We start from the raw sequence: 26,132 nt of genomic DNA, 5'->3' as shown, positions 1-26,132 counted from the left end.
AGAAGACCGACCCAGGCGGCACCTCGTGGTTTTCTGCCATACATCACGAGGTGCCTGCCCGGTCCGCCTATAGACTCCAGCTGAGGGCCACTCACCCGGGCCCGGCAGTGGGTGCGGCACGCGGATACAAGGAGCAGATTCATGGGACAGCGGGCAGAAGCAGCGGCACTGCGAGTGGCTCGTCTGTCCCCGCGGCTGTCTGACTATGCGGAGCTGCGCTCCAGCTGGCTGCGCGACATCATGGCAGGTATCACGGTGGGGATTGTTGCGATTCCTTTGGCGCTCGCCTTCGCCATTGCCAGTGGGGCACCGGCGGAAATGGGTCTCATCACCGGGGTTGTGGCAGGTTTTGTTGCGGCGGTCTTCGGCGGTTCCCACGTGCAGGTGTCAGGTCCCACCGGCGCCATGGTCGTCATCCTGCTGCCGATCGCCACGGAATTCGGCTATCAGGCACTGCCGATAGTCGCCATTATGGGCGGGATCCTGGTGATCGCCGCAGCGGTGCTCAAACTGGGGCGGGTGGTCGCATTCATCCCGTGGCCCGTCATTGAGGGCTTCACCCTGGGGATCGCCATCATCATCTTCATGCAGCAGGTGCCCGCCGCCCTGGGTTCGAAACCGGGCGATTCGACCAACGCCATTATTGCGGCCGCCCAATCCTTTGCCCACATCAACATCACCCAAATGCTGTGGTCACTGGCCATGGTCGCTGTCGTGGCCGTCATCATGGTCGGCTCGACCCGCCTGCACGAACGGCTGCCCGGTTCGATCCTGGCAATCATCGCTGTCGCGGTCATTGCTCAGCTGGCCGACGCGCCGCTGGCCGTGATCGGGGAACTGCCCACATCGCTTCCCGCACCGAGTGCCCCAGAAGCCGATCCAGCGCTGCTGCAAGCACTCATCGGCCCCGCAGTCGCCGTTGCAGCCCTGACCGCCATCGAATCGCTGCTGTCGGCCCGCGTGGCCTCCGGCATGACGTCGGCGGGCGCCTATGACGGCGACCGCGAACTGTTGGGGCAGGGCCTGGCCGGGGTCGCCTCCGGCTTCTTCGGCGGCATGCCCGCCACCGGTGCAATTGCCCGCACCGCCGTCAACGTCCGCGCAGGAGCGCGCACCCGCCTGGCAGCTGTGGTGCACGCGCTGTTCCTTGCCGGGGTCGTCTACCTGGCCTCCGGGCTCGTCAGCCAGATCCCGATGGTTGCCCTGGCCGGTGTTCTGCTGGTCACCTCGGTGAACATGGTCGATTATCACAACGCCGGCAGAATCCTTCGCACCAGCAGGCAGGACGCGTTCATCTTTGCGCTCACAGCACTCATCACGGTGTCCTTCGACCTGATCTTCGCGGTGCTCATCGGCATCGCGGTCACCGCCGTCTTCGCACTGCGGGCCCTGTCGAAAACCGCCGCGGTCGAACACGAAGAGATCCCCGAACCCCACCAGCCGGAAGACAAGCACATTGCGATCGTCCGCTTTGACGGGGCACTGTACTTCGGCATCGGCGATCGCATTCTCACTGCCGTCGAGGCCATTGAGGGCATTAACGATGTTGACGTCGTCATCCTCAAACTATCCCAATTGAGGTTTATGGACTCTTCCGGCGCCCGAGTACTTGCCGAACTCATCAAGGTCTTCGGTCGGCGCAAGATCACAGTCATCGTCAAAGGCCTGCAGGCACAGCACGAGCACCTGGCGAGCTCGACCGGAGTCCTGTCATCGCTTGCCGAAGATGACTACGTCATAGCCTCACTGCCAGACGCAGTTGCCCAGGCCCGCGAAATCGTCGCGGCGAAGCGTGGCTGACTTTCAGCACCGAAGCTATATTGAGACAACTGGATCTCGGCGGCGAAGGAATGCCGGGACCGCTGGGAAGCGCGGAATCGGGGCATGGCCCCCGGCGCGGAAAGGAAAATACAATGCGTGATTCGAGCGGAGAACGCGGCAGTGCCCTGTGGCTTGCGGCAGGCGCCCTGTTTGTCATCGCGGCATGCATCAACGGATTCAGTGACGGGCTCCTCGACGTCCTCCCGTACACGTATGCGCTCATCGGAACCGCCGTTTTCGCAGCGGCAGGCATCCTCGTGGTCCTCGCTGCACCCGGAGAGCAAATCGGAATCTTCCTGCGAAACAACCGTATGGTCATGTATTTGGGACTGCCCCCGATCGTCTGCAGCATCCTCGTGCTGCTTGAAGCGAACATGGTCAGTCCTCCGATGGAGGAAACTCCGGGCTACCTCATGCTGTTCGCCCTGCCCGAGCTCATTGTGGTGGCAGCGATCTGCCTGGCATCAGCCTTTCCCCCAGACGTGTCTGCCGCCGCCACCGACAGTGCCGCCACCGACAGTCCGCTAACCGTCGACACCGAGCAAAGATCACCCGCCTCGACGTGGATCGTGTGCGCGGTCCTCTATGCTTCAGTGCTTGCCGTGAGCGTCGGCGGGACCTTCCTCGAAGAAATGCTCGCCAACAATGTGGCTTTCCCGGCTTCCCGGATTCTGGTGCTGTTGCTTCTGACCGGGGCGCTCACGTGCGCCCTGCGCGCTGATGCACTGATCAGCTTGGCGCAGCAGAAGAAACTGTTTGTCCCGCTGATGGTGTTGTCAATGCCGACGCTCATGGCGGTCTTCTCCCTGGCCATTACAAACTATGGCGGCCATGGCGAGCTCTACGACTTCACCTACCTCGACGTGATCCTCGAGTTCATCGGCGCGCTCGGGCTGCTCGCGTCCATCGTCCTGGTCTCTCTCGGCGCGTGGCGCTCGAGGAAGGCGTAGACCTCGGTGCGGTCAACACCGGGGAACACCCCCGGTGGGACCGCGGCAAGGAGTGACGCGTGGGTGCGGGCGGACGGCCACGAGGCGTCTTCCCACTTCGCACTGAGCTTTTGCGGCGGCTGGGAACAGCAGCTGGGGTCAGGGCACTTCGATGTTGACCGGTGCGGGGTTCCCTGGCCCGTGAACCACTTCACGTGGGCAAAGGGCACACCGACGCTGATGGAGAACTCCCCGCCGGGCAGCACCCGAGCTGTGCACCAGAAGGTCCCTTCCGGGGTGTCCGTGTACTGGAAGTACGGGCTGAATCGGTCTTCAACCCGGTACACGGCACGCGATGTGAATCGCTTGCACGCAAACTGCCCTTCCACAGAGCCCAGGGGATCCTGGGGGAAGGGCAGTCCGTCATTGGAGTACGCCTTGTGAATGGTTCCCGTCTTGGCGACCTTCATGAAGTGCACCGGCAGGTCGAGGTGCCGGGTGGCGAGGTTCGTAAATCTGTGCGCGGCTGTTTCGTAGGACACCGAGAAACGGTCGCGCAGCTCCTCAATAGAAATACTCCGGTTTTTCTTGTCGTTCTGCAGCTGTTCGACAGCAGATTTTTCCGGCACGAGCAGAGCTGCGGCCAGATAGTTGACTTCTACGCGCTGGCGGAGGAAATCCTGGAAGCTTTTCGGCGGAGTGTGGCCGAGCACGTGTGAAGCCAGGGCCGTGAGCACGTGAGAGCGCGGATCGCCCAGTGCCTGTGAATCGTTCGACAGGTACAGCCGCTTATTGCGCGTATCCGATACCGAGCGCGTGGAGTCCGGAAGGTCCGGCACGTAGTGCAGGGAATAGCCCAGGTGGTTGGCGATTGCGGCTGTCTGTGCCTGTGACAGGGGGCCGTCACCCGACCCAATGGCGCTAAGCAGCTGTGCCGCTGCAGCTTCGATGTCCGGGAAGTAGTTGTCCTGGGCGCGCATTTCTTCGCGCAGCACTCGGTTGGCCCGGCGAGCCTCCTCCGGTGTTGCGGCCCGCTGTTCAAGGACTGTCGCCAGGGCCCGCTGCAGTGAGGCAATCGCCTGGAGTTCGTCATTGCCCAATGACTTCGCTCGGACCGTCGGCAGGCCCAGGACGGAGTACAGCGAAGAGTTCTGGCGGCGCTCAACTTCGAGTTCCAGCGCAGCACGCGGATCGGCCGGGGTGGGGTTGAGGAGGTCGTCAACCGAAACGTCCAGCGCATTTGCCAGCGCCCCGAGCATGTCGAGGCTGGGCGCTCGCTTGCCGGTTTCAAAGGCGGAGATCTGCGATGCCGCCCGGCTCACGAGCGCACCCAGTTCCGCCATGGTCATCCCGGATCGCCTGCGGTAGTGGCGCAGGTTCAGGCCAATCGACAGGGCATCTGCTTCCGCCTGATGTGTGCTTGCTTGGGAGCCTGCCGCAGGCGGTTTATGAGCGTTCGAGGGAGGAAAGCTGCTGTGATGTGGGCTCGTCATGGGGCAATTATGGCACTCGCATCAGCAGAAACGCGAAAATTCTGCAGAGCAGAAAAACGGAGAAAATTCTTCTGAAAAACTCTTTTGGAGGCGTGCGTCACAGAGAAAGATAGAACCCAACACCGGAACCCGGCAGCGCATAGCCTTCCAGCAATCGCTTCCTCCGGTGCAACGGCTCAAACGGCTCACAAAGGAGAAACCATGACTGACCTGCACAACGCTTCGGCAATCCAGAAGGACTGGGACGAAAACCCCCGCTGGAAGGGCATCGACCGCGACTACACCGCGGAAGACGTCGTCAAGCTCCGCGGCTCGCTCATCGAAGAGCACACTCTTGCCCGTCACGGTGCCGAACGCCTGTGGGAACTGGTCAACACCGAAGACTTCGTCAACGCCCTCGGCGCGCTGACCGGCAACCAGGCCGTTCAGCAGGTCAAGGCCGGGCTCAAGGCCATCTACCTGTCCGGTTGGCAGGTGGCAGCAGACGCAAACCTCGCCGGTCAGACCTACCCCGACCAGTCGGTGTACCCGGCCAACTCGGTTCCCGCTGTTGTGCGCCGCATCAACAACGCCCTCATGCGCGCCGACCAGATCGAAGTCGCCGACGGCAAGAAAACCGTCGATGACTGGTTCGCCCCGATCGTGGCTGACGCAGAAGCAGGCTTCGGCGGCACCCTCAACGTGTACGAACTCATGCGCGGCATGATCAACGCCGGTGCTGCCGGTGTCCACTGGGAAGACCAGCTGGGCTCGGAGAAGAAGTGCGGCCACCTGGGCGGCAAGGTGCTCATCCCGACCGCGCAGCACATCCGCACCCTCAACACGGCCCGCCTGGCAGCCGATGTCGAGAACGTCCCGTCGCTAATCATCGCCCGCACCGACGCCGAGGCTGCAACGCTCATCACCTCGGATGTCGATGAGCGCGACCAGCCCTACATCACGGGTGAGCGCACCGCGGAGGGCTTCTACCGGGTCAAGAACGGCATCGAGCCCTGCATTGCCCGCGCCAAGGCATTCGCCCCGTACGCCGACATGATCTGGATGGAGACCTCGACGCCAGACCTCGAAGTCGCCAAGCAGTTCGCCGAAGCGGTCAAGGCCGAATACCCCGACCAGCTGCTGTCCTACAACTGCTCGCCGTCGTTCAACTGGAAGAAGCACCTGGACGACGACACGATCGCCAAGTTCCAGCGCGAACTGGGCGCTATGGGCTACAAGTTCCAGTTCATCACCCTGGCTGGCTTCCACGCGCTCAACTACTCCATGTTCGATCTGGCTCACGGCTACGCCCGCGAACAGATGAAGGCCTACGTCGACCTGCAGGAACGTGAATTCGGTTCGGAAGACCGCGGCTACACCGCAACCCGCCACCAGCGCGAGGTCGGTGTGGACTACTTCGACCAGGTTGCCAACATCATCAACCCGCAGTCCTCGACGACCGCAATGAAGGGCTCCACCGAGTCCGCCCAGTTCTGACCAAAGAGTCAGAAGAACCCAGAGCACGTCGGCTCTGGCCGTCAAGTCGGAGCCGACGTCAACCCAGAAAAGGAAAACACCGTGTCTCGCATGATTGTCCGCGGAACCCAGCAGCCCGAGTTCGGCAGAGTTCTCTCCACTTCCGCGCTTGAGTTCGCTGCGGCTCTGCACAGCGAGTTCGAGACCGAACTGCGCACAGTGCTGCACAGTCGGCAGGTCTCCCGTTCTGGTTCGGACGTGGGCCGCCTGCCGGCTTCGGGGCAGTCCGGCGAAGCCGAACGCACGATGCCGGGCTTCCGCGTTGTCGGTGCTGGTCAGGACGTCTGTTCCTCCGCAGACTCCGTGACTGGCACTGCCGACGCGGGCAGCCCGCACGCGGTCGGCACCGCGGATGGCACCAGCAACACCGCGGGGTTTGTCGAGGTGGTTGCTCCTGCTCTGGGTCAGCAGATTTCCGACGCTCTGCGTTCGGGAGCACAGCTGTGGGTGGCTGACTTCCACACCGGGTTGAGCCACCGGTGGAAGAACGTCGTCATCGCTCAGCAGAACCTGAGGGCCGTTGTGCGGGGAGAGGCTTTTGCGCTCGATCCGCACAACGGTCACCGGGTCAGCATCCGCACTCGGCACATGCCGTTGGTGAGCATCCGTCCGCGTGAGCTTCACGCCCGCGAAGCCGACCTGGTGTGGGAATCCGACTCCGGGCGGCGGGTGCGCTCGGTTGCCGGTCTTGTCGACTTCGGCCTGTTCTTCTTCCACAATGCGGCCGGTCTGCACAAGCGCGGTGAGCACCTGCGGGTACACCTGCCGGGCATTGAAACAGCAGCTGAGGCCGCCTTGTGGAACAGCGTCTTCGCTTTCGCGGAAGACCGCATGGGGTTTGAACGCGGTTTTATCCGCGCGACCGTCCAGGTGGACACCTTCGGCGGTGCTTCCTTCCTTGAGGACATTCTGTTCGCCCTGCGGGAGCACTGCGAAACCGTCACCACGGGTGTGCGCGCCTACATGTCTTCGCTCATCTCCGCTGCTCGCGACTACTCGGACATTTCGTTCGACGACTGGACGACGCTCGACTTCGACGAACCCTCCGTGACCGCACTGCTCGACCGCGCGGCGGCACTGAGCGCTGAGCACGGTGCCCTGTTCAGCGCCGAGTTCGATTCCACACGGCCGGAAATGACGCGCATCCGCGTGGGCGAACCAGCCCTGGTTGACGATGCCCGCGAACTGCTGGAGACCACACGCGAACTGGTAGACGCCGGTACCACCAGGCCGACCGTCGACCCGGGCCGCCGCGCCCTCATTGTGGGCGCACGCACCCCGAACATCAGCATCGACGATGTTCACGCCAACATCCGCCGCGTGCTCGGCTACACCGACACCTACCTGTCGGGCCTGGGGGAGTACCGCGAAGACGGTCGGATGATCGGCACCGCCGCGGCGGAACTGTCGCACAGCCAGCTGTGGCAGTGGCTGCGCAACAGCGTGGAGCTCACCGACGGCCGCACTTTCGACACCGCTGTGTTCACGCGTGCTGTCGCAGAAGAACTCGCGATTGTGCCGCTGCACGCCGCCGACTACTTCCACGAAATCGCCGACATGCTGCGCGAAACCGTCGACCACCCCGACTTCACGGAGTCTTTCGTTCGGCTGGCCTACGACCGCTTCCTCGTAGAGCGAGCCGCACGTCGGGCCTCGTGATCCGGTTCCCACCCGGGAACTGAAGCACACACAAAGCGCACACAGAAAAACTGGCGAGGTGCCGCTCCTGGTGAGCGGCACCTCGTCAGTTTCTGCTTGGGTCAGCAGGGGTGTGGGTGGAACGGTCAGCCGTTCTTCAGTGCACTCCAGCGTTCGGCGTGGTCGGTGGCAAGCTGGCGGGCCTGGCCGATATACGTCTGCGGGCGCAGCTCTTTCAGGCGTTCGGCGTCCTCTTCCGGCAGACCCAGGCCCTCAGTGAATTCCTGCAGCTCAGCCTGGCCGATCCGGTGGCCGCGCGTGAGATCCTTGAGCTTTTCGTAGGGGTTGTCCATGCCGGGAACGCCGCGCAGATAGGCCGCGCGCATGACCGACTGGACGGCCTCACCGAGCACTTCCCAGTTGCCTTCGAGGTCAGCGTCGAGGGCGTCGCGGTTGATGTCGAGCATCTTCAGGCCCTTGACCAGGTTGTTCATCGCCAAGATCGAGTGGCCGAACGCCACACCGATATTGCGCTGCATTGTCGAGTCCGTCAGGTCGCGCTGCAGGCGGCTGGTGACAAGCGTGTCGGCAAGGGTGTTCAGCAGAGCGCACGACACTTCGAGGTTCGCTTCGGCATTTTCAAAGCGGATGGGGTTGACCTTGTGCGGCATGGTCGAAGAACCGGTCGCGCCCTCAACGGGGATCTGCTTGAAGTAGTTCATCGAAATGTAGGTCCAGAAGTCCGTCGCCAGGTTGTGGGCGATCCGGTTGAACCTGTCGATGTCGGAGTACAGTTCCGCCTGGAAGTCGTGCGATTCGATCTGGGTGGTCAGCGGGTTGAACGTCAGCCCCAGGCGGTCTTCGACAAAGCTGCGGGCGATCTCGGGCCAATCAGCATTGGGAACCGCGACTGCGTGAGCGGCGTAGGTGCCGGTCGCCCCGTTGATCTTGCCCAGGTAGACGGTGTTCTTCACCCGCTTGAACTGGCGGGCCAGACGGTGTGCGGTCACCGCGATTTCCTTGCCCATGGTGGTCGGCGTGGCAGGCTGGCCGTGCGTGTGGGCGAGCATGGGAACGTCCGCGAGTTCCTGCGCCATGGCAGTCAGCTGATCAATGAGCGCTTCGGCCCGCGGCAGCCACTGGTTTTCGACCGCACCCTTGAGCCCCAGCGCGTAGGACAGGTTGTTGATGTCTTCGGACGTGCAGCAGAAGTGCACGAACTCGCGCAGGTCATCCCCGCCCAGCTCAGCCAGGCGGTCCTTGATGACGTATTCGACGGCCTTGACATCGTGCACCGTGACCTTCTCAATGTCTTTGAGTTTGGCAATAGTGGCAGCGTCAAAGTCCTCGACCAGCCCGCGCAGGCCCGCCTTCTCTTCTTCTGTCACAGTGCGCACTCCGCCGACCACACCGTTTTCAGACAGGTGGATCAGCCACTCCACTTCCACGTGGATGCGGTCGCGATTGAGTGCGGCCTCAGACAGGTAGTCGACCAGGCCCGCCGCATCGGCACTGTAGCGGCCATCAAGCGGGCTCAGGGCAATAGCGGGATCAAGATCAGCCAAAGTCACGCGAGTCATAGGCCCATCATCCCACGTCTGCTCCGGCGACGATTTCCAGAACCTCGGCGCCATACGCCTCGAGCTTTTTGTCGCCGACCCCGCTGACCTTCCGCAGAGCAGCCGACGACTGCGGCTGGGCAATCGCAATGTGCATAAGTGCGGTATCCGGGAACACCACGTAGGCAGGCACGCCCGCGTTCGCGGCGGTGGTCTTCCGCCAGGTGCGCAGGCGGTTGAAGATCTGCTCCTGGTCTTCTGTCAGGTGGAACTTCCGCACACTTCCTGCCGAGGCGGAGCTCGTCCTGCTCTGCCTCTTCGGCTTGGCCAGTTCGACCCTCACCTCACCGCGCAGCACCGGGTCGGCAGACGCATCGACCATGAACACGCCGTACTCGCCGACCGGCACGGTCCAACCGCGCGCCGTGGTCTGTCGGAATACCGAACGCCACTGGGCTTCGCTCAGATCGGCCCCAATGCCCCACACTGACAGGCTCCCGTGGTCAGACTCTTCCGAGCGCGGATTGTTCTTACCGCGCAGCACGTCAATGATCTGCCCCGTGCCGAAGCGCTGACCGCGCTCGCGCTCCAAGCGGATAATGGTCGACAGCAGCATCTGCACCGGCACAGTCGCATCCCACGCCTGCGGGGGATGAAGGCACGTATCGCAGTTGCCGCACGGGCCGGATTCTTCGCCGAAATACTGCAGAATCTGCTGGCGGCGGCAGCTGAGCGACTCACACAGGGCGAGCATGGAATCCAGGTGGCGGCTTAGATTCTGCCGGTGCTGCGGCGAACCCTCCGACTGGCTGATCAGCCTGCGCTGAGCCACAACATCGCCCAAGCCGTACACCATCCACGCGGTCGCCGGCAGGCCGTCCCGGCCGGCTCGGCCCGTCTCCTGGTAGTAGCCCTCAACGGACTTCGGAAGATCCACGTGGGCGACAAAGCGCACATCCGGCTTGTCAATGCCCATCCCGAAGGCAATCGTGGCGACGATGACAACGCCGTCCTCACGCAGAAATCGCGCCTGGCGCGCCGAACGCTCATCCTGCGGCAGACCAGCGTGATAGGCCATCGCATCGATGCCCTGCTCACACAGATAGTCAGCAAACTGCTCCGTCGACTTGCGCGACAGACAGTAGACAATACCCGCCTCACCCGGATGTTCATCCTTGATCAGCTGCACCAGCTGACGGCGCGGAGAAGTCTTCTCCGCAATGCGGTACTGAATGTTCGGCCGATCAAAACTCGAAACAAAATGGCGCGCCTCACCCATGGCCAACCGCCGCGTCAGTTCATCATGGGCAGCCGGGGCGGCGGTTGCCGTCAGCGCGACACGCGGCACGGCCGGAAAACGCTCGTGCAGAACCGACAAACCCAGGTAGTCAGTCCGAAAATCATGCCCCCACTGGGACACACAGTGCGCCTCATCAATAGCAAACAGCGAAATCTGCGTCTGCTCCAACAGGCGCAGCGTCCTTTCCTGGACGAGCCTTTCAGGAGCCAAGTACAGAAGATCCAAAGCACCCGAACGCAGCTGGGCCTGCACCTCGTGAGCTTCTTCCGGGCTCAGACTCGAATTGAGGTAGGCGGCTTTGACCCCGAGCGCTTCGAGGGCGACAACCTGGTCCTCCATGAGCGCGATGAGGGGCGAGATGACCACGCCGGTGCCGGGGCGCACCAGCGCAGGAATCTGATAGCACAGCGATTTACCGCCGCCGGTGGGCATGAGGACTACCGCGTCGCCGCCTGTGCACAGGTGGTTGATGATCTCTTCTTGTTGGCCCCGAAACGACGAATAGCCGAAGACGGAATCGAGAACTTCGGCGGGGGTTCGCTGTGCGGCAGTCACGGGCACACCCTATCCGTGTCCATGCAGTGTGCGCCGCTGAGTATCGGCTGACTGTGGATAACTGCACGTGTGTCCACAGGCTTCGGTCGACCCTGGCCGGCGTGGGCAGGCCGCGCTGAGGATCAGGCCATGGATGAACTGCACGTGATGATGAAGCAATGGGAAGCCATCAGCGGCGAACTGGCGATGCTGGCAAACGCCGTGGCCGCAGCTGATCCCGATTACTGGGAAGGTGCCGCTGCAGAAGCCTTCCGCTGGCAGCTGCGGGAGCGAGCCCGCGCGTGCTCTGAGGCCGGGCGCATGGCGGACGAGGTCGTGCGGGCTTTCGCCGAGCACGTCAGGAAGGCGGCGTCATGACGTGGCTCGACCTGGACCCTCGCGCTTTCGCAGCGCTGCCGCCAGACCTCGTGGCGCTCCTGCCGCTCGGGATCGTACCGACTCTGACGGAGCCGGCTGTTGGGGAGCCAGCTCACGAGGTGCCGGTTCCGGGGGAGGGGAGTGGCACCTCGGGTTCTGGTGGGGAGGGCTCCCCCGGGAAGCCCGTCAACGGTGCCGAGCTTGCACTCGCAGTTGCCTTCGCCTCGAACCCATTTGTCTTTTCCGCCTATGCGTACGGACCGCCGGGCATTCTGGTCATCCACGCGGTGTTCGACCCGGCAACCGCCGCGGTCATCGTGCGCCGCGACAGGGGCGATGTGGAGGCGGACGGCGGTGCGGCCGACCGTGGTGCGGCCCTACACGGGCGTCTGCTGCGCGGAACATTCTGCGACCTTGGTGACCTCCCGCAGATTATGGGAGACATCCTTGCCGCGGGCTTCAGCGACGGAGCCTTTGCCGTGGGCGCACTCACCCCTGACGGGACGCCTGGACAGGTTTTCGAGCACATTGAATTCACTGCGGCGGACCGTCCATCCGCCATCGTCGCAGCACTCGATGCGGCGCTCGCCGCGGCTTACGAGTGGGTGGAGTCATGAGGGTTATCGGCGGGGAGCGCGGATTTTCTGCCCGGCTTGAAAACATCCGCAGCGCGGCGGGCACTCTGCGGAACCTGGGTGAGAGCGCTGGCGACGTTGTGCGGGCGTCACCTCGGCCGCCCGGCGTGGGCTCGCTGCTGGACTCTCCGCTGACGTGGGCAAAAGTCGAACACGCCTGCGCTGAGTTCTTCATGCGCACCCGTGGGCTGGGCGACAGCCTCACGAAGCTCGGTGCGCAGGCGCAGCTGGCAGCGGCGGGCTACGAAGCTGCCGATTCTGCCGCCCACAGGGCGCAGCAGTTCGGCAGTTGGGCGGCCGGCTGGGGCCTGGGTGTGGCGGTGCGGGTGACAGCACCGGTGTGGGCGGTTCCGGCGGCCATTGCGGCACTGACAGCGGCCGGATGGACAGCGGCGGCGGACGGGCTTGTCACCCTCATCACCGGGCGCAGTCCCGAACTCGGAAAGAAGGCCATGGCCGCAGCCCGAGGCATCTTCGAGCAGGCGGTGGCAGACAACACAGGCGCGTTCAGCCGGGTGCTTGATTCCGGGCTCTCCGGCTTCGGCACGGGCCTGCTGGGCCTGCCGCCGCTGCCGCCCATCATCGATGCAATGCGCGCTGGCCCGCTGACCCGCTCTCTGGCCAAGACCGGCGAAGCGCGCGGGGCCTTTCCCACCGAACCTCCGGAGGTTCGCTCTCACGCGGCTGCGGCGGGCGGTTCGCCGCGTTCCCTGTCCGGCCTGTACGAACGCCAGGTAGCCGCACACTCCGGTCGCGAAAACGGCAGGGTTCGGGTGGATGCGGTCCGCGGACAGGACGGCAAGAAGCGGTACATCGTCTATGTGCCGGCAACAACCGACTGGAGTGTCAAAGGCGGACGCAACACAACGGACACGGCAACGAACGTGCAGACCATGGCAGAGCGAGAATCAGCCATGCGCCACGTGGTGAAGACGGCAATCAGAGAAAGCGGCATCCAGCCCGAAGACGAAATCATGCTCGTGGGCTATTCGCAGGGCGGAATCGTCGCGGCATCGCTGGCAGCTGATCCCGAATTCCGCAAACAGGCGCGCGTGCGGCAGGTGGTCACCGTCGGCAGTCCCGTCGGCCGCTTCGACGTGGGGAACACCAAGGTGCTGTCGATCGAACAGGACCGAGACGTAGTTCCGGCACTCGACGGAACGGACAACCCTGACAAGCGCACCTGGACCACGATCATCGCGGATTCACCGCCGGTGGACAGCCCCCTGGGTGCTCATTCCTCTGAGGCGTACACCGAGGTCATCCGCGATCTTGAGAGGAGTCGACAGCCGGATATTGTTCAGTTTTCGAAAGACAATCGCGACTTTCTCGGCGGCACCGTCGAAGAGTCGCGCGAATACGAAGGGGTCCGCCAGGAAAAGTAAAAGTGCATATTGGCATAGGTCCTCACTTCCGTTAGATTGTGTTCACGATGTGAAACACGTCGCCGACGTGCAGGCAAACAGCCGAGCGCTCGGTTGGTATGGCAAAGAGGCCACAAGCCCATTCGGCCACGATTAGAGGAGACGCAATGACCTCGAATCTCGCAGGCAACACCAGTGCTGCTCAAGATTCAGATCGTCCGATGATTCAGATGCTTTCGCCGGAAGGCAAGCGCGTTCGCTCCGGGGAGTACGATTCCTACGCCGCAGATCTCACAGGCGAGGACATGCGCGATTTCTACCGCGACATGGTGCTCATCCGTCGAGTGGACGCAGAAGGCAACGCCCTGCAGCGCCAGGGTCAGCTGGGGCTGTGGGCCCCGCTGAAAGGCCAGGAGGCAGCGCAGATCGGACTGGGCCGCGCACTGCGCAAACAGGACTTCGTGTTCCCCACCTACCGTGAACACGGCCTGGCGTGGTGCCGCGGAGTTGAACCCGAAACGCTGCTGGGCATGTTCCGCGGACAGCACCACGGCGGCTGGGACCCCCAGGAAAACCGCTTCCACACCTACACGATCGTCATCGGCTCGCAGGTACTGCACGCCACCGGCTACGCCATGGGCGTGAAGTTCGACGGCGACGTCGCCACCGGCGACCTCGAACGCGACACGATCTCGGTTGCATGCATGGGCGATGGCGCAACCAGCCAGGGCGACGTCTCCGAAGGCCTCAACTTCGCGGCGGTTTTCCACGCGCCCGTCCTGTTCTTCATCCAGAACAACCAGTTCGCCATTTCCGAACCGAACTCCGCACAGATGGCAGCACCGCTGTTCAAGCGCGGAACCGGCTTCGGCGTTCCCGGTGTGCGCGTCGACGGCAATGACGTGCTGGCCATGTACTCCGTGGCCAAGGCAAGCGCCGATTCGATTCGCGCAGGCCTGGGCCCCATGCTGATCGAAGCGTTCACCTACCGCATGGGTGCACACACCACCGCTGATGACCCCACCAAGTACCGTTCGGACGCGCTGACGGAATCGTGGCTCGAAAAGGACCCCATCGACCGGGTTCGCCGCTTCCTGCACCGCGAAGACTACGCCGACCAGGAATTCTTCGACTCGATCGACGAAGAAGCCGACGCGCTTGCCGCCCGGATTCGCGGGGCCTGCATGGCCATGGATCCGCCGGCGCCGTCTGAGATCTTCGATTCCGTGTTCGTCGAAGAGCACCCCCTCATCGAAGCCGAACGGCGTGAGTACCTGGAATACCTCGACTCCTTCGCAGAGGAGGGCGCACTGTGACCGCGGCATCCGCACTCGACTCGGTTCAGAAGATGCCCCTGTCCAAGGGCATCACCGCGGGGCTTCGCAAGGCAATGGACGAAGACCCCAAGGTTGTTCTCATCGGTGAGGACATCGGCAAGCTCGGCGGCGTCTTCCGCGTGACGGAAGGACTCCAGAAGGACTTCGGCGAGCAGCGCGTCATTGACGCCCCGCTGGCGGAATCCGGCATTGTCGGCACCGCAATCGGCATGGCCATCCGCGGCTATCGCCCGGTTGTCGAAATCCAGTTCGACGCCTTTGTCTTCCCGGCCTACGACCAGATTGTGACCCAGCTGGCAAAGCTGCACGCGCGCACCCGCGGCAAACTCAATGTGCCGGTGGTCATCCGCATCCCCTACGGCGGCGGCATCGGCTCGCCCGAACACCACTCGGAGAGCCCGGAAACCGTCTTCGCCCACCATGCGGGGCTTAAGATCATGGCGCCGTCGAACGCACACGACGCCTACTGGATGATCCAGGAGGCCATTAAAAGCCCCGACCCGGTCATCTACTTTGAGCCCAAGCGCCAGTACTGGCTGCGCGGCGACGTCGACCTCGGCAATCCCGCCACCACCGCGTACAGTGCTGAAGTCGTCCGGCCCGGACGGGACTGCACGCTCGTGGCCTACGGCCCGCTTATACCGCAGGCACTCGACGCGGCAGCGGCAGCGGCGGAAGAAGGCGTTGACCTCGAGGTCATTGATCTGCGCGGTCTCAACCCCATCGACTTCCCGGCCATCGAAGAGTCCGTGAAGAAGACGGGCCGCCTTGTTGTTGCCCACGAAGCCCCCGTGTTCCTGGGCTTGGGATCGGAGATCGCCGCACGGATCAGCGAACGCTGCTTCTACCACCTGGAAGCGCCCGTGCTGCGGGTCGGCGCCCCGCACGCCCCGTACCCCGGTTCGAAGCTCGAACAGCACTACCTGCCTGACCTCGACCGCATTCTCGATGCCGTCGACCGGGCCATGGACTTCTAAGGAACCCAATGACAGACACATTTCTCTTGCCCGACCCGGGCGAGGGGCTGACCGAAGCTGACATCATCTCGTGGAAGGTCGCCGAAGGCGACACCGTGACGGTCAACCAGATCCTCGTTGAAATAGAAACCGCAAAATCACTCGTCGAACTGCCCAGTCCGCACGCCGGTGTGATCGCCAAACTGCTGGTTGAAGAAGGCCAGACCGTCGAAGTCGGCACCCCGATCCTCGAGTTCGAAGGCGACGGCACGGCCTCTGGTGACGCTCCCGCAGCCGGTGGCGCTGCGGAGGACGCTGCGGCCGACGAAGGCACCGGCCCGAACCTCGTGGGCTATGGAACCACCGCGCAGTCCAAGCGCCGCCGCCCCCGCAAGGGACAAAAGCCGGAGGACCAGCATGCAGCCCCGGCACCGGAAGCCCGTGCGGCTGCGGCGGATCCGGCTGTGCAGCCCGCACCGGAACTGCCAGAGACAGCCGGGCGCGCTCTGGCCAAGCCGCCGGTGCGCAAACTAGCAAAAGACAACGGCATCAACCTGGCCGATGTCCCCACGACCGGCGAAGGCGGCGTCGTCACCCGCGCCGACCTCATGAACTACATGGAGAACGGTCAGGCGAGCTCCGCGCCCGCCCAGACGGCCGCCGTGGCGACAGGCACCTCGGCAGCTGGCGGCTCGGGTGCAGAAGAGCGCATCCCGTTCAAGGGCGTCACCAAGTTCATGGCGCAGGCAATGGTCGATTCGGCGTTCACCGCACCGCACGTCACCGAATTCCTCGACGTCGACGTCACCGCAACCATGGAACTGGTGTCGCGCTTCAAGGCGTCCGGTCTGCTCGGCGACGTCAAGCTGTCACCCCTGGCGGTCGTCGCCAAGGCCGTGACCTGGGCGGTAGCTCGCAATCCGCGGATCAACAGTTCGCTGGAAGGCGATGAAATCGTGGTCAAGCACTACGTCAACCTCGGCATCGCCGCGGCAACACCGCGCGGCCTCGTCGTGCCGAACATCAAGGGTGCTCACACGATGGGCCTGGGCCAGCTTGCAGGAGAAATCCGCGAACTGGCACTCACCGCCCGCGAAGGCCGCACCACCCCGGCCGCGCAGACCGGTGGAACCATCACGATCACCAACGTCGGAGTGTTCGGCGTAGACGCCGGAACCCCCATCATCAACCCCGGCGAAGCCGCCATCCTCGCCTTCGGCCAAGTGCGCCAGCGCCCGTGGGTTGTCGACGGTGAGATCGTGCCGCGCGACATCACAACGCTGGCAGTGTCCGCCGACCACAGGCTGGTAGACGGGGAGATCATCTCGAAGTTCTTGGCTGACGTGGGCCGAGCGCTCGAAGACCCCGCGATCATGCTGGCCTAAGCGGCAGCGCCGATGCGCCGCGGGCTGTGCCGGAGAGCCAGTCCGATTTGGCGCATCGGCGCGCAGCGGCTTAGAATGATTGACTGTTGTGGCCGAATTGCGCCTCAACGCGCTCACACAGCGATGCTGAGCACAGGCCCTTCTCTCACAGGCCTGACACACGCTGGTGAGACATCGTCGGAACACGGGACTATCCACCCCGCAGGTTTCGCACACGCCCTGCACCGGGCAAAGAGCATAACCACCGCTGTGTTCACGTCGACGCGACTGTCGACATGGGAACGTGCCCGGTGGAACTGTGAAGATGTCTCGGCGGCCCTCACGCACACGGCGCGAGGACAGCGCCGCCGGCAGAAGTCAACTGGAGGAGAGTCATGGCAGCAGTCTGCCAGGTAACCGGGGCCACCCCTGGTTTTGGGAACAACGTCTCCCACTCGAACCGCCGCACCCGTCGTCGGTTCGACATCAACATTCAGAAGAAGCGCTACTACGTGCCGTCGCTGCGCCGCAAGGTCACGCTGACGGTTTCGACCCGCGGCATCAAGGTCATTGACGCCCGCGGCATTGACGCTGTGGTCAACGAGCTCATCGCCAAGGGAGTGAAGCTCTGATGGCAAAAGCACAGGACGTACGCCCGATCATCAAGCTGAAGTCAACGGCAGGAACCGGTTACACCTACGTGACCAAGAAGAACCGCCGCAACACCCCCGACCGCATCGTCATGAAGAAGTACGACCCCGTGGTCCGCAAGCACGTCGAATTCCGCGAGGAGCGCTGATAGTCAATGGCTAAGAAGTCTAAGATCGCACGCGAAAAGCAGCGCCAGGTCATCGTCGAGCGCTACGCAGAGCGCCGTGCCGAACTCAAGCGTCAGCTGGTTCACCCTGACTCCACAGACGAGCAGCGCGAAGAAGCACGCCTGGGTCTGCAGAAGCTGCCCCGCGACGCTTCGCCGGTCCGTCTGCGCAACCGCGACCAGGTTGACGGGCGCCCGCGCGGCTACCTCCGCAAGTTCGGTGTTTCACGCGTTCGCTTCCGGGAAATGGCCCACAAGGGCGAACTTCCTGGCGTTACCAAGTCGAGCTGGTAAGGTTTTTCCTGTTCGTCTCGGTTATACCGAAACCTGAGTCCTAGAGGAGGACGCTTTTATGGCTAAGAACCGCAGCGAGCTTGTCGCAGAAGTTGCAGACAAGTCCGGCCTGACGCAGAAGCAGGTCTCTGACGTTCTCGACGGTGTCTTCGATGCCTTCGCAGATGTTGTCAGCAACGGCGAAAAGCTCACAATCCCGGGCTGGCTGTCCGTTGAGCGCACCGAGCGTGCTGCTCGCAAGGGCCGCAACCCGCAGACCGGCGAGGAAATTCAGATTCCCGCCGGCTACTCGGTGAAGCTTTCGGCTGGTTCGAAGCTCAAGGCTGCTGCAGGCAAGCCCTGATCCAGCAGACCGCGAACTTCACGTTCTTGAACTCTGATCGCGGCGTCTAGCGCTGCGGCGAGCACCCACGAGGGGACTCCGACAACTGTCGGAGTCCCCTCGTTGTGTTTCAGGCCCAGAGGGTGAATCCGGCCCACCGGCATGTTGGCCAATTGGGGGTGTCGATTCGCTCGCTAAGCAGAAGAGCCGCACTAAGGTTGAAACTTCAATAAATCGTTGTTAGTGTTTTCCTTGAAAGTTCACTTAGCTTAGGAGTTTCATCATGGCCGCACTGCCGGCAGGCCTGACCGCAGGCACTTGGAATATCGACCCCAGCCACTCAGAGTTCGCTTTTCGGGTCCGTCACGCGGGGGTTTCACGCGTGCGCGGTTCCTTCGATGTGATCGGCGGCAGCTTCACGGTGGGGGAGTCCCTGGAAGAACTGTCTGTCAGCGCCCACGCTGATACCGCGTCCGTTGATACGGGCAATGCTGACCGTGACGCACACCTGCAGCAGGCGGACTTCTTCCTGGCCGAGGAGCACCCTCGGCTGACATTCGCTTCAACTTCGGCTGTGCTCGGGGCTGACGGTGAGTTCACCCTCGTCGGCGACCTCACGATACGCGGTGTGACAAAGAGCGTCGAGTTCGCCGCAAGCTTTAACGGCGCCGCCGAAGATCCCTACGGACAGACGATCGCCGGTTTTGACGCAAGCGCAAAGGTTGATCGCCGCGACTTTGGGATCGCATTTGACGCCGCCATGCCCGGCGGCGACCTTCTGGTGGGCAACCGTGTCGACATTCTGATCGAGCTTGAGGCAGTGAAGGCCTGACCGGGCTCCAGGCCGAAGCGTGCGGGTCCAGGCGGTTGCGCTGAATCGCGGCCACAGGTTGCGGTAGTCTGCCGAACAGACATTGTCACCGCCCAGCATGCACATGTGCGCACTGTCATCACGCGGAGCGCGCGGCTGTGTCGGCCACCCGCTGCAAGCGTCAACATCGTTGTCGACCGAGTTCGCAGCTCTCGTCCAGTGGTGTGCCGAATAGGTTCCGCTGGGCGAGCTCTGCGCTCGGTCTTCAAGGAGGAATGACGTGGCAGAAGTTCCCGCACTCAGGCGGTCTATTGGGATTCTCCGGCACCTGGGGTCCTCGCTGCTGCCGGTCAGTGCCGGCGCTCTCGCCCGAACCCTGAGCATTCCCCGCTCCAGTCTGTACGACCTGCTTTCGGTTCTTGAAGAGTTCGACATGGTGCGCAGGTCTGAGAACGGCTATCTCCTCGGTTCAGGTGTGGGCGAGCTCAATGCGGCCCATTCGCGTCACGATTCTCTGCGGCGAATCGTCCAGCCCGCTGCAGCTGAAGCTGCCGAAGCAGCTGGCGGTTCAGTGTGCGTATCCGTTCTGCGCGGTGGAGAAGCGCACTGCCTGCTGAGGGAAACTGCGACGTGGCTGCCCGGCACCGGGGCGCAGTGTGAAGCCCGCAAGCCCGCCTATCTCACCGCAGCGGGCCGGGCGATTCTGTCGCGGCTGGAGTGGCGGGAAGTTGCGGTGATCTATTCCTCAGAGCCCGTCTTTGCCCAAAGCGCCGGGCAGGAGCTGCCGTCGTTGCGGGAATTCAATGCAGAACTGGCGGAGGTTCGATCTCGCGGCTGCGCGCTTGAGCACCCTTCAATGGGCAATGCCGTCTTGACGGTTGCCGCGCCCATAGTCGATGCCGCCGGGCGGCCGATTGCAGCGTTCGGCGTTTCGGTGTCGCCAGAAGGCATCGTGGCGGATCGTGAAAGGGAGGTCAGCGCACTGGCGATCGAGGCTGCTGAGGGGGTTTCAGCACGTCTGCGATGAGCGGATTCCAGTAGCCCGGACGATCGGGCCAGTGAGAGCGCCCCTGTGTTTTGATTGAAAGCTAATGTATTAATATACGAAAACAGTAAAGGTTAATTTCCCCAAAACGTCTGTTGGTTCACGAAGCGCGCAGATGCATCTCACGTAATCGCGCTCAGGGCTTCGTGTCCCTATTTCTCGGTAGGCTGAGAATCGAAATAATCATCTTCGGTTCGCTGTTACCGTCAACGCCACAGCAGGCGCACGTGCAGAAAGGAGCACGAATGGCGGATGTCCCTGCTCTTCGGCGAGCAGTTTCTATGCTGCGCGCTATATCCGTCAGCAGCGAGCCCATGAGTGCCGGGCAGCTGTCCCGCGAACTTGAGATCCCGCGGTCGACGGTCTACGACATCCTCACGGTTCTCGAAGAACTCAACGTTGTCATCAAACGCAAGATCGGCTATCTTCCCGGGCCCGCTTCATCGGGTTTCGGGGCTGCGTATCTGCGGTCAATGCCGCTGGTCAACGCGGCAGCTCCGGCTATTCGCGCGCTTGCTGACGCTATGGACGGCTGTGTTCACCTGTCCATGCTTCGCGGCAGAAAAGCTCAGATCCTCGCGGTTGACCGCGGCACCGGCGCACCCGTCTGCTCAGACTGGGCCGGCGACATGCAGCCGGTGGAAACATCAGCTCCGGGCCGGGCGATCTTGTCGTGCCTGCCCAGGGACGCGGTTGCTGAACTCGTTGACGACAGCATGGTCGAGCGAGTATTCGAAGAAATCCGAGCGGTTCGCCTGCGCGGCTACGCGGTCGAACGCAGCAAAAACGACAACACGTGGATCATCAGCGCTGCTGTGCAGCCCAGGTCCGGTTCGCTGGTTGCAGCGCTGTCGGTTGTCCTGCCTGCCGAGCAATGGGATAACGACAGCGAACTGCGCGCTTCCAAGGCCGTCAAGCTTACTGCCAAGAGGCTTTCCGACCGCCTGAGCTGACGGTTAGGGTTGATCCGTGACCCTCCGACACGACCCGGCGGACGAACCCTTCTTCCGCGAATGGAACAACGCGCGGCGTCGCGAAACCGGGCGGGTGCGGACGATCAGCCGGTCCCGCGCACGTTCAGCTCTGCTTCAGCAGCATTTGGGGCTCACGCGGGATCTTCCAGTCCCTGCCTGCCTTATCGTCGGATCCAAGGGCAAGGGCACAGCGGTGGCGGCAGCAACGGCGACCCTGCACGCTGCAGGCCTGCGCGTGGGAACCATCACGAGCCCGCCCCTGCGGCATAATCGCGAACGGATCCGCGTCGACGGCGCCGCTGCTTCTCAGAGTGACTACGAGGCTGTTTCTCGGCGGGCCGCCCGTGCGCTTGACTGCCTGCCCGCACCGCATGCGGGCTATCTTCCGCCTTCGGGCATGTTCACTCTTGTCGGCCTGCGTTGGCTATTGGATGCCGAGGTGGATGTCCTGGTTGTCGAAGAGGGCCTGGGCGGTCTCAGTGACGATGTTTCGCTGTTCTCGTACCCGGCCGTCGGCGTCACGCAGATCTTCAGCGAGCACCTGGATGTTCTGGGCGGTTCGCTCGATGCGGTTGCAGCTGATCTGCTGGGAGTCATCGACGAAGCCACTGAGCGGGTTGTTGCTTTCTCTCCGCAGCCGCCCCAAGCGCAGACCCGCCTGCCCGCAAATACGGTGCCGATTGAAACGGGGGCGACGCTTGAGCGCAATATCCGCGTTGGTGCTGAAACCGCCCGCAGCCTGTTGGCCGTCAGCTTCCCGGACAGACCGCACCAAGCCCTGCCGAATGCCCGGGAGCTCGCCGACAAGCTGATTCTGCCGGGCCGAGCGTCCCTGCACGCCGTGGATGGGGCACAGTGGTGCATTGATACGTCAATCAGCCCGGAGGGTGTTGCCGACATCCGCGGCCGGGCCGAGCGCATTCTGCGCCCGGGCTTTCGCGTGCTGGCAGCATTTCCCGATGTCAAAGACGTCGAAGGCTGCATAGCTGAACTCGACGGACTGCCGGTGACATTCGTCGGCGCAGGCCGCGAATACCTCAACTACACCCGCTCACAGGCAGGCACGACAACTCAGAAAGCAGCACACGACGCCCGAACCGACGGCTGCGATGTGCTGGCCGTGGGCACCCAGTCCTTCGCCGGCGAGCTGCTGGAACTCCTTGAAGTCGAAACCGACCGCTGGTGGTGAGGAAGGCCCGTCAGTCGTCGTCGACGATCTCGCCTTCGATCACCTGGGGGCCTTCGCCTCGGCCGTTCCAGCCCCCAGCCCGCCCGTCCTGCGTGCGGAAAGCGCGGAAGGTGGTGGTGATCCGGCGGGCCAGCATCAAGCTGAAGACACCGTAGACGCCCAGCAGGAAAGCAGCCAGGTACATGCCGACGGTGATGGTGTCTGCCGGGAACATCGGCATGACAAACCCGGCGATCACAGCGGCAATGCCGAGCACCAGGCCCAGCCACCACGACCGAACGCCCAGGCTGCGCATGAGAACAGACACGAGAATGACGCCCGTGCCGAACAGAACGGCGACAACGCTCATCACCACAACGAGGAATCCCAGGAGTGCAGTGGGTGCGGCCAGAATGAGAATGCCCAGCAGACCTGACAGCAGCGCGTGACCCAGGGCCAGGCCTGATTTGCGGCGCACCGAGGCGACAAGGGCAAGAACGGCATCAACCAAGAACCACGTGCCGACCAGGTAGGAGAACACCACCGCGCTGTGGCCGGGCCACACAATCAGCAGAATCGAAGCGATGAGCGCAAAGACGCCCTGCAGGACTAAGAAGAGGTTGATCGGTCGGACTGCCACGGTAGATCCCTTCCTCATACAGCTATGTCCAAAAGCGCCTGGCCGGCCGGGTAGGCGCTGACTGCGGCCGGGAGCTTCCCCGGTCGTCCCGACAGGTACACCTGCAGCAGCCGCCCGGTGGGCTGTGCTTCCGAACTGGGGTTCAGCCCCAGCCGGTGCAGTGTCTGCTGGGCAACGGCGCCGTGCGAATCGTACAGCTGCCCGATACCCGGTCTGGCGGCGCGAATGACGTCGGCCACCAGTCCGTAGTGGGTGCAGCCCAGCACTATGTCGGTGATGCCTTCGGGGGTGTCGGCCATTGCTTGGGCGACTGCCGCGCGAATGCTCACGGGGTCAGCTGCGTCAATGGCCTGCGCCAGTCCGAAGGCCGCTGTCTGGTGAACGTCGAGACCGGCGGCAAACTTCCCGATCAGCTCATTCTGGTAGTCGCTGTTCGTTGTGGCCGGAGTGGCCCACACGGCGAAGGGTCGTCCGGTTTCAGCTGCGGGTTTGATGGCGGGCACGGTGCCGATGATCGGAATGCTGAACTCTTTGCGCAGAGCGGGCAGCGCATTGACCGAGGCGGTGTTACAGGCCACGACGATCGCATCGGGGCTGTGCTGGGCCAGGGTGCGGGCTGAGAACAGCGCCCGCTTGGTGACATCGGCACCGGAGAGTCTGCCGTAGGGGGCGAAGTCCGGGTCCATGGCAAGCACGAGGTCCGCCTGCGGGGCTGCCCGGTGGATGGCGTGGGCAAACGCCGTCAGTCCCAGTCCGGAATCGAAGACGCCGATGGTGGTCATAGCCGCAGCTTTCTGGGTCGAGGTGTCAGCGAGTACGGGTTGTTCTGTTCCGGTCCGGTGGGGTCAAGGCGGGTCTCGGTGGGTGGGACAGCCGCCGGGCCGCTGGGACCTGCCGAACCGCTGGGTCCGGCACGGTCAGCTGACATTTCCGAGGTGGCGACCTCCGCCGGTGTTGTCCGGTGCGGAGTTCTGGGGGCGGGTGGGGTGAACCGGCGCATCTGCTTGAAGTGCGCCTCGGTCAGCCCCTTGCTGTATTCGGGGGCGATCATGAGCAGGCGCTCGCCGAAGAGCACTGTGAAGTGCTCCAGGGTGGCAGGCTGGACCAGGTCGTCGTCAATCCAGATGGCCCGTTCGTCCGGGTGCTCGCGCAGAAACCTTTCGACCGCTTTGGCCTTCCACCACGTGTGCGGATCGTCCGCGTAGTAGTTGAATGACGAGTCCGGCATGGGCTCGACCGCGTAGCGGCCGGTGAAGCCGAGCTTCGGTTCGATCTCTTCCGTGCACAGGTGCGACCACGTGGACAGCCAGACCAGCTGGGCGTGACGGCGCCGCACAAAGCGCTCCATGAGCTGCACGATGTGCGGCCGGTAGTGGAGTTCATAGTTCCAAGCGCGCACAGCTTTGCGCTTTTCCCGCCTGAACCGAGGCTCCGGCACGGGATAGGAGTTGAGGACGCCGTCGACGTCGAGAAAAATCCGCACGGGCGACTGGGCTTGGACCATAAGTTCATGGTAGCCGCGACCGTTGACAGAGCGGACATCCGTGCCGCAGCTCGAGTTGACCCGTGGCTTGAGGACGATAAAGTACAGGTGCACGGTTTTCAGTGTTCATTCAGCTAAGCGGCTGATTGGTTGACGGAACTGTCAGGGTTGATGCGTTCCGGCACTCGTGAGTTCTGTGTGAAAGCCAAGTTGGTGTCAACGGAGACAAAGGAACATCATGCTCAAACGTTTGCGCTCTACGGCTGTTGCTGCAGCAGTCGCCTCAATAGCCCTGGTCGCTTCTGGCTGCGCTGGCGGCGGTGGAGACAAAGGCACAGATATAGTCACGATCGCGACCGGCGGTTCTTCTGGTGTCTACTATCAGGTGGGCGCTGGATATGCGAACCTGCTCAAAGACTCACTGGGTTCTGATGCAACGGTCCAGGCCACTGGCGCTTCGGTCGAAAACGTCACGCTGGTCCACGACGGCAACGCCGAAATCGCGTTCACGCAGGCTGACGCAGTCGACCAGGCAATCAAGGGCGAGGGTCCCTTCGAAGACAAATCCGCAGACAATATTCAGGCCATCGGTGCGCTGTATGACCAGTACATCCAGGTGGTCACAACAGAAAAGTCCGGGATCAAGACCTTTGACGACCTCAAGGGCAAGAAAATCTCAGTCGGCGACGCGAACTCCGGTGTAGAGCTCAATGCGCGCGCTGTTGTCAAGGCCTACGGGTACACCTATGACGACTTCAACGTCGACTACCTGTCCTACGCAGATGCCATTGACGCCATGAAGAACGGCCAGCTCGACGCCGCTTTCTTCACTTCGGGCATCCCGAACTCAGCCGTCAGCGACCTTGCGACAACCGAAAAGGTGGTTGTGCTTCCGCTGGATGGTGAGGGTGCGAAGACTCTGCTCGATGAGTATGACTACCTCGGCGAAGCCACTGTTCCGGCTGATACGTACAAGTCTGCCGAGGACGCTAAGACCCTGACCATTCCGAACCTTCTGATAGCCAGCCCCGACCTCACAGAAGAGGCGGGCTATGAGATGACAAAGGTCTTCTACGACAACCTGGACAAGCTCGAGAAGTCGCACAGCTCGGTTGCGGACATCGACATCGACAAAGCGGCTGACGTCAAGGTTGCCGAGCTGCACCCCGGGGCTAAGAAGTACTTTGAAGAAAAGGGACTTCTGTAGAACCCGCATGGCAGGCCGTACACCGCTGCCCGGCAGCGCGCGAACGCTGACGCGCCGCGCGCTGCTGGGCGCGGGGCTCGGCCCGGCGGCAGCACTGATGCTCGCCGCCGATGTCCCCGACCGGCGCCTCGTAGTCAGCTCTGTCCGGCCCGAGAAGCAGACTTTCTACCGTGCGCCGATCGGCGACGGCGACAGGATCACACTCCGATGGATCCACTCGGTGGATCACAACCCCTGGGTGGAGCACTACGCGGTGTATGGACGTGAACTCCGCTTGGACTGCATAGAGCTTCGGACAATGGGGGCGGGAACCCCGTCGAACGCACCCCGGGTGTACCGGTCTGGAAGCTCGCTGCACATGTGCGGCTATGACCGGCCGTACCAATCTCTCAACTGGATACATTCCCACGATGTTGCACACACAGTGACAATTCGTCGAAAGCGGGGCAGTGAGTGGTCTTCGGACTTCATCGAGACCACAGATCTTCCCCATCACGCTTCGATCACCCTGCGTGTTCTCTGAACGTCACGTCCTTACGGGGCAGTTC

At 63.1% G+C, this 26,132-nt stretch carries 26 protein-coding genes; 20 read left to right on the top strand and 6 right to left on the bottom strand.

The genetic code is table 11. From position 1 onward, the window contains the following. Positions 1 to 141 precede the first annotated feature (141 nt). Positions 142 to 1,800 (top strand): SulP family inorganic anion transporter, encoded by a 1,659-nt coding sequence (locus tag HMPREF2757_RS09360; RefSeq protein WP_070575846.1) that lies wholly within the window; start codon positions 142 to 144, stop codon positions 1,798 to 1,800. A gap of 113 nt (positions 1,801 to 1,913) precedes the next feature. Next, positions 1,914 to 2,771 (top strand): hypothetical protein, encoded by an 858-nt coding sequence (locus HMPREF2757_RS11740; protein ID WP_141750241.1) that lies wholly within the window; start codon positions 1,914 to 1,916, stop codon positions 2,769 to 2,771. Here the strand turns inward: HMPREF2757_RS11740 and HMPREF2757_RS09350 are convergent. Beyond that, on the bottom strand, positions 2,675 to 4,243 hold the full coding sequence (locus tag HMPREF2757_RS09350; protein ID WP_070575840.1) for a helix-turn-helix transcriptional regulator: 1,569 nt from the start codon (positions 4,241 to 4,243) through the stop codon (positions 2,675 to 2,677). The genes HMPREF2757_RS11740 and HMPREF2757_RS09350 overlap by 97 nt on opposite strands. A gap of 201 nt (positions 4,244 to 4,444) precedes the next feature. Here HMPREF2757_RS09350 and aceA point away from each other — a divergent pair, with 201 nt between their 5' ends. Continuing rightward, positions 4,445 to 5,719 carry an isocitrate lyase gene (gene aceA / locus HMPREF2757_RS09345; protein WP_070575837.1) on the top strand — a complete coding sequence of 425 codons (1,275 nt, stop codon included), beginning with the start codon at positions 4,445 to 4,447 and terminating at the stop codon, positions 5,717 to 5,719. A 90-nt stretch (positions 5,720 to 5,809) separates the two neighbouring features. Beyond that, the gene (locus HMPREF2757_RS09340) at positions 5,810 to 7,417 is read left to right on the top strand and encodes an aldolase/citrate lyase/malate synthase family protein (RefSeq protein ID WP_256278315.1); all 1,608 of its coding nucleotides are present in this window, start codon (positions 5,810 to 5,812) and stop codon (positions 7,415 to 7,417) included. 125 nt (positions 7,418 to 7,542) lie between these two features. Here HMPREF2757_RS09340 and purB read toward each other — a convergent pair whose 3' ends face one another. Beyond that, positions 7,543 to 8,976, bottom strand: coding sequence for an adenylosuccinate lyase (gene purB / locus HMPREF2757_RS09335; protein ID WP_070575831.1), 1,434 nt, complete (start codon positions 8,974 to 8,976; stop codon positions 7,543 to 7,545). 7 nt (positions 8,977 to 8,983) lie between these two features. Beyond that, a complete protein-coding gene (gene recQ / locus HMPREF2757_RS09330) occupies positions 8,984 to 10,816 on the bottom strand; it encodes a DNA helicase RecQ (RefSeq protein WP_370919398.1) in 1,833 nt (610 codons plus the stop codon). Between the two features lie 123 nt (positions 10,817 to 10,939). Between recQ and HMPREF2757_RS09325 the strand changes: the two genes are divergently transcribed. The 14 genes from HMPREF2757_RS09325 to HMPREF2757_RS09260 all read left to right on the top strand — a co-directional run bounded on the left by HMPREF2757_RS09325 (position 10,940) and on the right by HMPREF2757_RS09260 (position 22,275). Beyond that, positions 10,940 to 11,167, top strand: a complete 228-nt coding sequence (locus HMPREF2757_RS09325; RefSeq protein WP_070575828.1) for a hypothetical protein — start codon at positions 10,940 to 10,942, stop codon at positions 11,165 to 11,167. Beyond that, entirely contained in the window at positions 11,164 to 11,784 is a 621-nt protein-coding gene (locus tag HMPREF2757_RS09320; protein WP_070575826.1) for a hypothetical protein, read from the top strand. Before HMPREF2757_RS09325 ends, HMPREF2757_RS09320 begins: the two co-directional genes overlap by 4 nt. Then, positions 11,781 to 13,187, top strand: a complete 1,407-nt coding sequence (locus HMPREF2757_RS09315; RefSeq protein ID WP_070575823.1) for a PGAP1-like alpha/beta domain-containing protein — start codon at positions 11,781 to 11,783, stop codon at positions 13,185 to 13,187. Before HMPREF2757_RS09320 ends, HMPREF2757_RS09315 begins: the two co-directional genes overlap by 4 nt. A 146-nt stretch (positions 13,188 to 13,333) precedes the next feature. Then, positions 13,334 to 14,482: a pyruvate dehydrogenase (acetyl-transferring) E1 component subunit alpha gene (pdhA, locus tag HMPREF2757_RS09310; protein WP_070575820.1), complete on the top strand. Its 1,149-nt coding sequence runs from the start codon at positions 13,334 to 13,336 to the stop codon at positions 14,480 to 14,482. A 32-nt stretch (positions 14,483 to 14,514) separates the two neighbouring features. Then, positions 14,515 to 15,480 carry an alpha-ketoacid dehydrogenase subunit beta gene (locus HMPREF2757_RS09305; protein WP_070576365.1) on the top strand — a complete coding sequence of 322 codons (966 nt, stop codon included), beginning with the start codon at positions 14,515 to 14,517 and terminating at the stop codon, positions 15,478 to 15,480. Between the two features lie 8 nt (positions 15,481 to 15,488). After that, complete coding sequence (locus HMPREF2757_RS09300; protein WP_070575818.1) at positions 15,489 to 16,844, top strand: dihydrolipoamide acetyltransferase family protein; 1,356 nt, start codon at positions 15,489 to 15,491, stop codon at positions 16,842 to 16,844. A gap of 374 nt (positions 16,845 to 17,218) precedes the next feature. Continuing rightward, on the top strand, positions 17,219 to 17,455 hold the full coding sequence (rpmB, locus tag HMPREF2757_RS09295; protein WP_019174295.1) for a 50S ribosomal protein L28: 237 nt from the start codon (positions 17,219 to 17,221) through the stop codon (positions 17,453 to 17,455). Further along, positions 17,455 to 17,622 carry a 50S ribosomal protein L33 gene (gene rpmG / locus HMPREF2757_RS09290; RefSeq protein WP_019174296.1) on the top strand — a complete coding sequence of 56 codons (168 nt, stop codon included), beginning with the start codon at positions 17,455 to 17,457 and terminating at the stop codon, positions 17,620 to 17,622. Before rpmB ends, rpmG begins: the two co-directional genes overlap by 1 nt. A gap of 6 nt (positions 17,623 to 17,628) precedes the next feature. Next, positions 17,629 to 17,934 carry a 30S ribosomal protein S14 gene (rpsN, locus tag HMPREF2757_RS09285; RefSeq protein WP_070575814.1) on the top strand — a complete coding sequence of 102 codons (306 nt, stop codon included), beginning with the start codon at positions 17,629 to 17,631 and terminating at the stop codon, positions 17,932 to 17,934. Positions 17,935 to 17,992: 58 nt separating this feature from the next. Continuing rightward, entirely contained in the window at positions 17,993 to 18,277 is a 285-nt protein-coding gene (locus tag HMPREF2757_RS09280; protein ID WP_070575812.1) for an HU family DNA-binding protein, read from the top strand. Positions 18,278 to 18,539: 262 nt separating this feature from the next. Next, positions 18,540 to 19,088 (top strand): YceI family protein, encoded by a 549-nt coding sequence (locus HMPREF2757_RS09275; RefSeq protein WP_070575809.1) that lies wholly within the window; start codon positions 18,540 to 18,542, stop codon positions 19,086 to 19,088. Positions 19,089 to 19,347: 259 nt separating this feature from the next. Then, positions 19,348 to 20,094, top strand: a complete 747-nt coding sequence (locus HMPREF2757_RS09270; protein ID WP_070575806.1) for an IclR family transcriptional regulator — start codon at positions 19,348 to 19,350, stop codon at positions 20,092 to 20,094. A gap of 263 nt (positions 20,095 to 20,357) precedes the next feature. Continuing rightward, on the top strand, positions 20,358 to 21,065 hold the full coding sequence (locus HMPREF2757_RS09265; RefSeq protein WP_070575803.1) for an IclR family transcriptional regulator: 708 nt from the start codon (positions 20,358 to 20,360) through the stop codon (positions 21,063 to 21,065). A 16-nt stretch (positions 21,066 to 21,081) separates the two neighbouring features. Then, a complete protein-coding gene (locus HMPREF2757_RS09260; protein WP_070575800.1) occupies positions 21,082 to 22,275 on the top strand; it encodes a folylpolyglutamate synthase/dihydrofolate synthase family protein in 1,194 nt (397 codons plus the stop codon). A gap of 10 nt (positions 22,276 to 22,285) precedes the next feature. Here HMPREF2757_RS09260 and HMPREF2757_RS09255 read toward each other — a convergent pair whose 3' ends face one another. Genes HMPREF2757_RS09255 through HMPREF2757_RS11500 form a run of 3 tightly spaced genes read right to left on the bottom strand, consistent with a single transcriptional unit; the run spans position 22,286 to position 24,491 of the window. After that, a complete protein-coding gene (locus HMPREF2757_RS09255) occupies positions 22,286 to 22,894 on the bottom strand; it encodes a DUF308 domain-containing protein (RefSeq protein ID WP_070575796.1) in 609 nt (202 codons plus the stop codon). 14 nt (positions 22,895 to 22,908) lie between these two features. After that, positions 22,909 to 23,676: a glutamate racemase gene (locus tag HMPREF2757_RS09250; protein WP_070575793.1), complete on the bottom strand. Its 768-nt coding sequence runs from the start codon at positions 23,674 to 23,676 to the stop codon at positions 22,909 to 22,911. Next, positions 23,673 to 24,491, bottom strand: coding sequence for an HAD domain-containing protein (locus HMPREF2757_RS11500; RefSeq protein ID WP_070575789.1), 819 nt, complete (start codon positions 24,489 to 24,491; stop codon positions 23,673 to 23,675). The genes HMPREF2757_RS09250 and HMPREF2757_RS11500 overlap by 4 nt, the downstream gene beginning before the upstream one ends. 124 nt (positions 24,492 to 24,615) lie before the next feature. Here HMPREF2757_RS11500 and HMPREF2757_RS09240 point away from each other — a divergent pair, with 124 nt between their 5' ends. After that, positions 24,616 to 25,584 (top strand): TAXI family TRAP transporter solute-binding subunit, encoded by a 969-nt coding sequence (locus tag HMPREF2757_RS09240; RefSeq protein WP_070575786.1) that lies wholly within the window; start codon positions 24,616 to 24,618, stop codon positions 25,582 to 25,584. Positions 25,585 to 25,591: 7 nt separating this feature from the next. Then, on the top strand, positions 25,592 to 26,107 hold the full coding sequence (locus HMPREF2757_RS09235) for a DUF1850 domain-containing protein (RefSeq protein WP_070575783.1): 516 nt from the start codon (positions 25,592 to 25,594) through the stop codon (positions 26,105 to 26,107). The last annotated feature ends 25 nt before the right edge of the window (positions 26,108 to 26,132 follow it).

This window comes from Brevibacterium sp. HMSC063G07, from assembly GCF_001810665.1.
Taxonomy (GTDB): domain Bacteria; phylum Actinomycetota; class Actinomycetes; order Actinomycetales; family Brevibacteriaceae; genus Brevibacterium.
Note: the sequence above shows the minus strand (reverse complement) of the source record. Positions and strands in the feature narration are given on the sequence as shown.

What these genes read in the sequence shown, in the direction of transcription:
- HMPREF2757_RS09360 (WP_070575846.1), top strand. Translation starts at nt 142, where the DNA reads ATGGGACAGCGGGCAGAAGCAGCGGCACTGCGAGTGGCTCGTCTGTCC.
- HMPREF2757_RS11740 (WP_141750241.1), top strand. Translation starts at nt 1,914, where the DNA reads ATGCGTGATTCGAGCGGAGAACGCGGCAGTGCCCTGTGGCTTGCGGCA.
- HMPREF2757_RS09350 (WP_070575840.1), bottom strand. Translation starts at nt 4,243, where the DNA reads ATGACGAGCCCACATCACAGCAGCTTTCCTCCCTCGAACGCTCATAAA.
- aceA (WP_070575837.1), top strand. Translation starts at nt 4,445, where the DNA reads ATGACTGACCTGCACAACGCTTCGGCAATCCAGAAGGACTGGGACGAA.
- HMPREF2757_RS09340 (WP_256278315.1), top strand. Translation starts at nt 5,810, where the DNA reads ATGATTGTCCGCGGAACCCAGCAGCCCGAGTTCGGCAGAGTTCTCTCC.
- purB (WP_070575831.1), bottom strand. Translation starts at nt 8,976, where the DNA reads ATGACTCGCGTGACTTTGGCTGATCTTGATCCCGCTATTGCCCTGAGC.
- HMPREF2757_RS09325 (WP_070575828.1), top strand. Translation starts at nt 10,940, where the DNA reads ATGGATGAACTGCACGTGATGATGAAGCAATGGGAAGCCATCAGCGGC.
- HMPREF2757_RS09320 (WP_070575826.1), top strand. Translation starts at nt 11,164, where the DNA reads ATGACGTGGCTCGACCTGGACCCTCGCGCTTTCGCAGCGCTGCCGCCA.
- HMPREF2757_RS09315 (WP_070575823.1), top strand. Translation starts at nt 11,781, where the DNA reads ATGAGGGTTATCGGCGGGGAGCGCGGATTTTCTGCCCGGCTTGAAAAC.
- pdhA (WP_070575820.1), top strand. Translation starts at nt 13,334, where the DNA reads ATGACCTCGAATCTCGCAGGCAACACCAGTGCTGCTCAAGATTCAGAT.
- HMPREF2757_RS09305 (WP_070576365.1), top strand. Translation starts at nt 14,515, where the DNA reads ATGCCCCTGTCCAAGGGCATCACCGCGGGGCTTCGCAAGGCAATGGAC.
- HMPREF2757_RS09300 (WP_070575818.1), top strand. Translation starts at nt 15,489, where the DNA reads ATGACAGACACATTTCTCTTGCCCGACCCGGGCGAGGGGCTGACCGAA.
- rpmB (WP_019174295.1), top strand. Translation starts at nt 17,219, where the DNA reads ATGGCAGCAGTCTGCCAGGTAACCGGGGCCACCCCTGGTTTTGGGAAC.
- rpmG (WP_019174296.1), top strand. Translation starts at nt 17,455, where the DNA reads ATGGCAAAAGCACAGGACGTACGCCCGATCATCAAGCTGAAGTCAACG.
- rpsN (WP_070575814.1), top strand. Translation starts at nt 17,629, where the DNA reads ATGGCTAAGAAGTCTAAGATCGCACGCGAAAAGCAGCGCCAGGTCATC.
- HMPREF2757_RS09280 (WP_070575812.1), top strand. Translation starts at nt 17,993, where the DNA reads ATGGCTAAGAACCGCAGCGAGCTTGTCGCAGAAGTTGCAGACAAGTCC.
- HMPREF2757_RS09275 (WP_070575809.1), top strand. Translation starts at nt 18,540, where the DNA reads ATGGCCGCACTGCCGGCAGGCCTGACCGCAGGCACTTGGAATATCGAC.
- HMPREF2757_RS09265 (WP_070575803.1), top strand. Translation starts at nt 20,358, where the DNA reads ATGGCGGATGTCCCTGCTCTTCGGCGAGCAGTTTCTATGCTGCGCGCT.
- HMPREF2757_RS09250 (WP_070575793.1), bottom strand. Translation starts at nt 23,676, where the DNA reads ATGACCACCATCGGCGTCTTCGATTCCGGACTGGGACTGACGGCGTTT.
- HMPREF2757_RS09240 (WP_070575786.1), top strand. Translation starts at nt 24,616, where the DNA reads ATGCTCAAACGTTTGCGCTCTACGGCTGTTGCTGCAGCAGTCGCCTCA.
- HMPREF2757_RS09235 (WP_070575783.1), top strand. Translation starts at nt 25,592, where the DNA reads ATGGCAGGCCGTACACCGCTGCCCGGCAGCGCGCGAACGCTGACGCGC.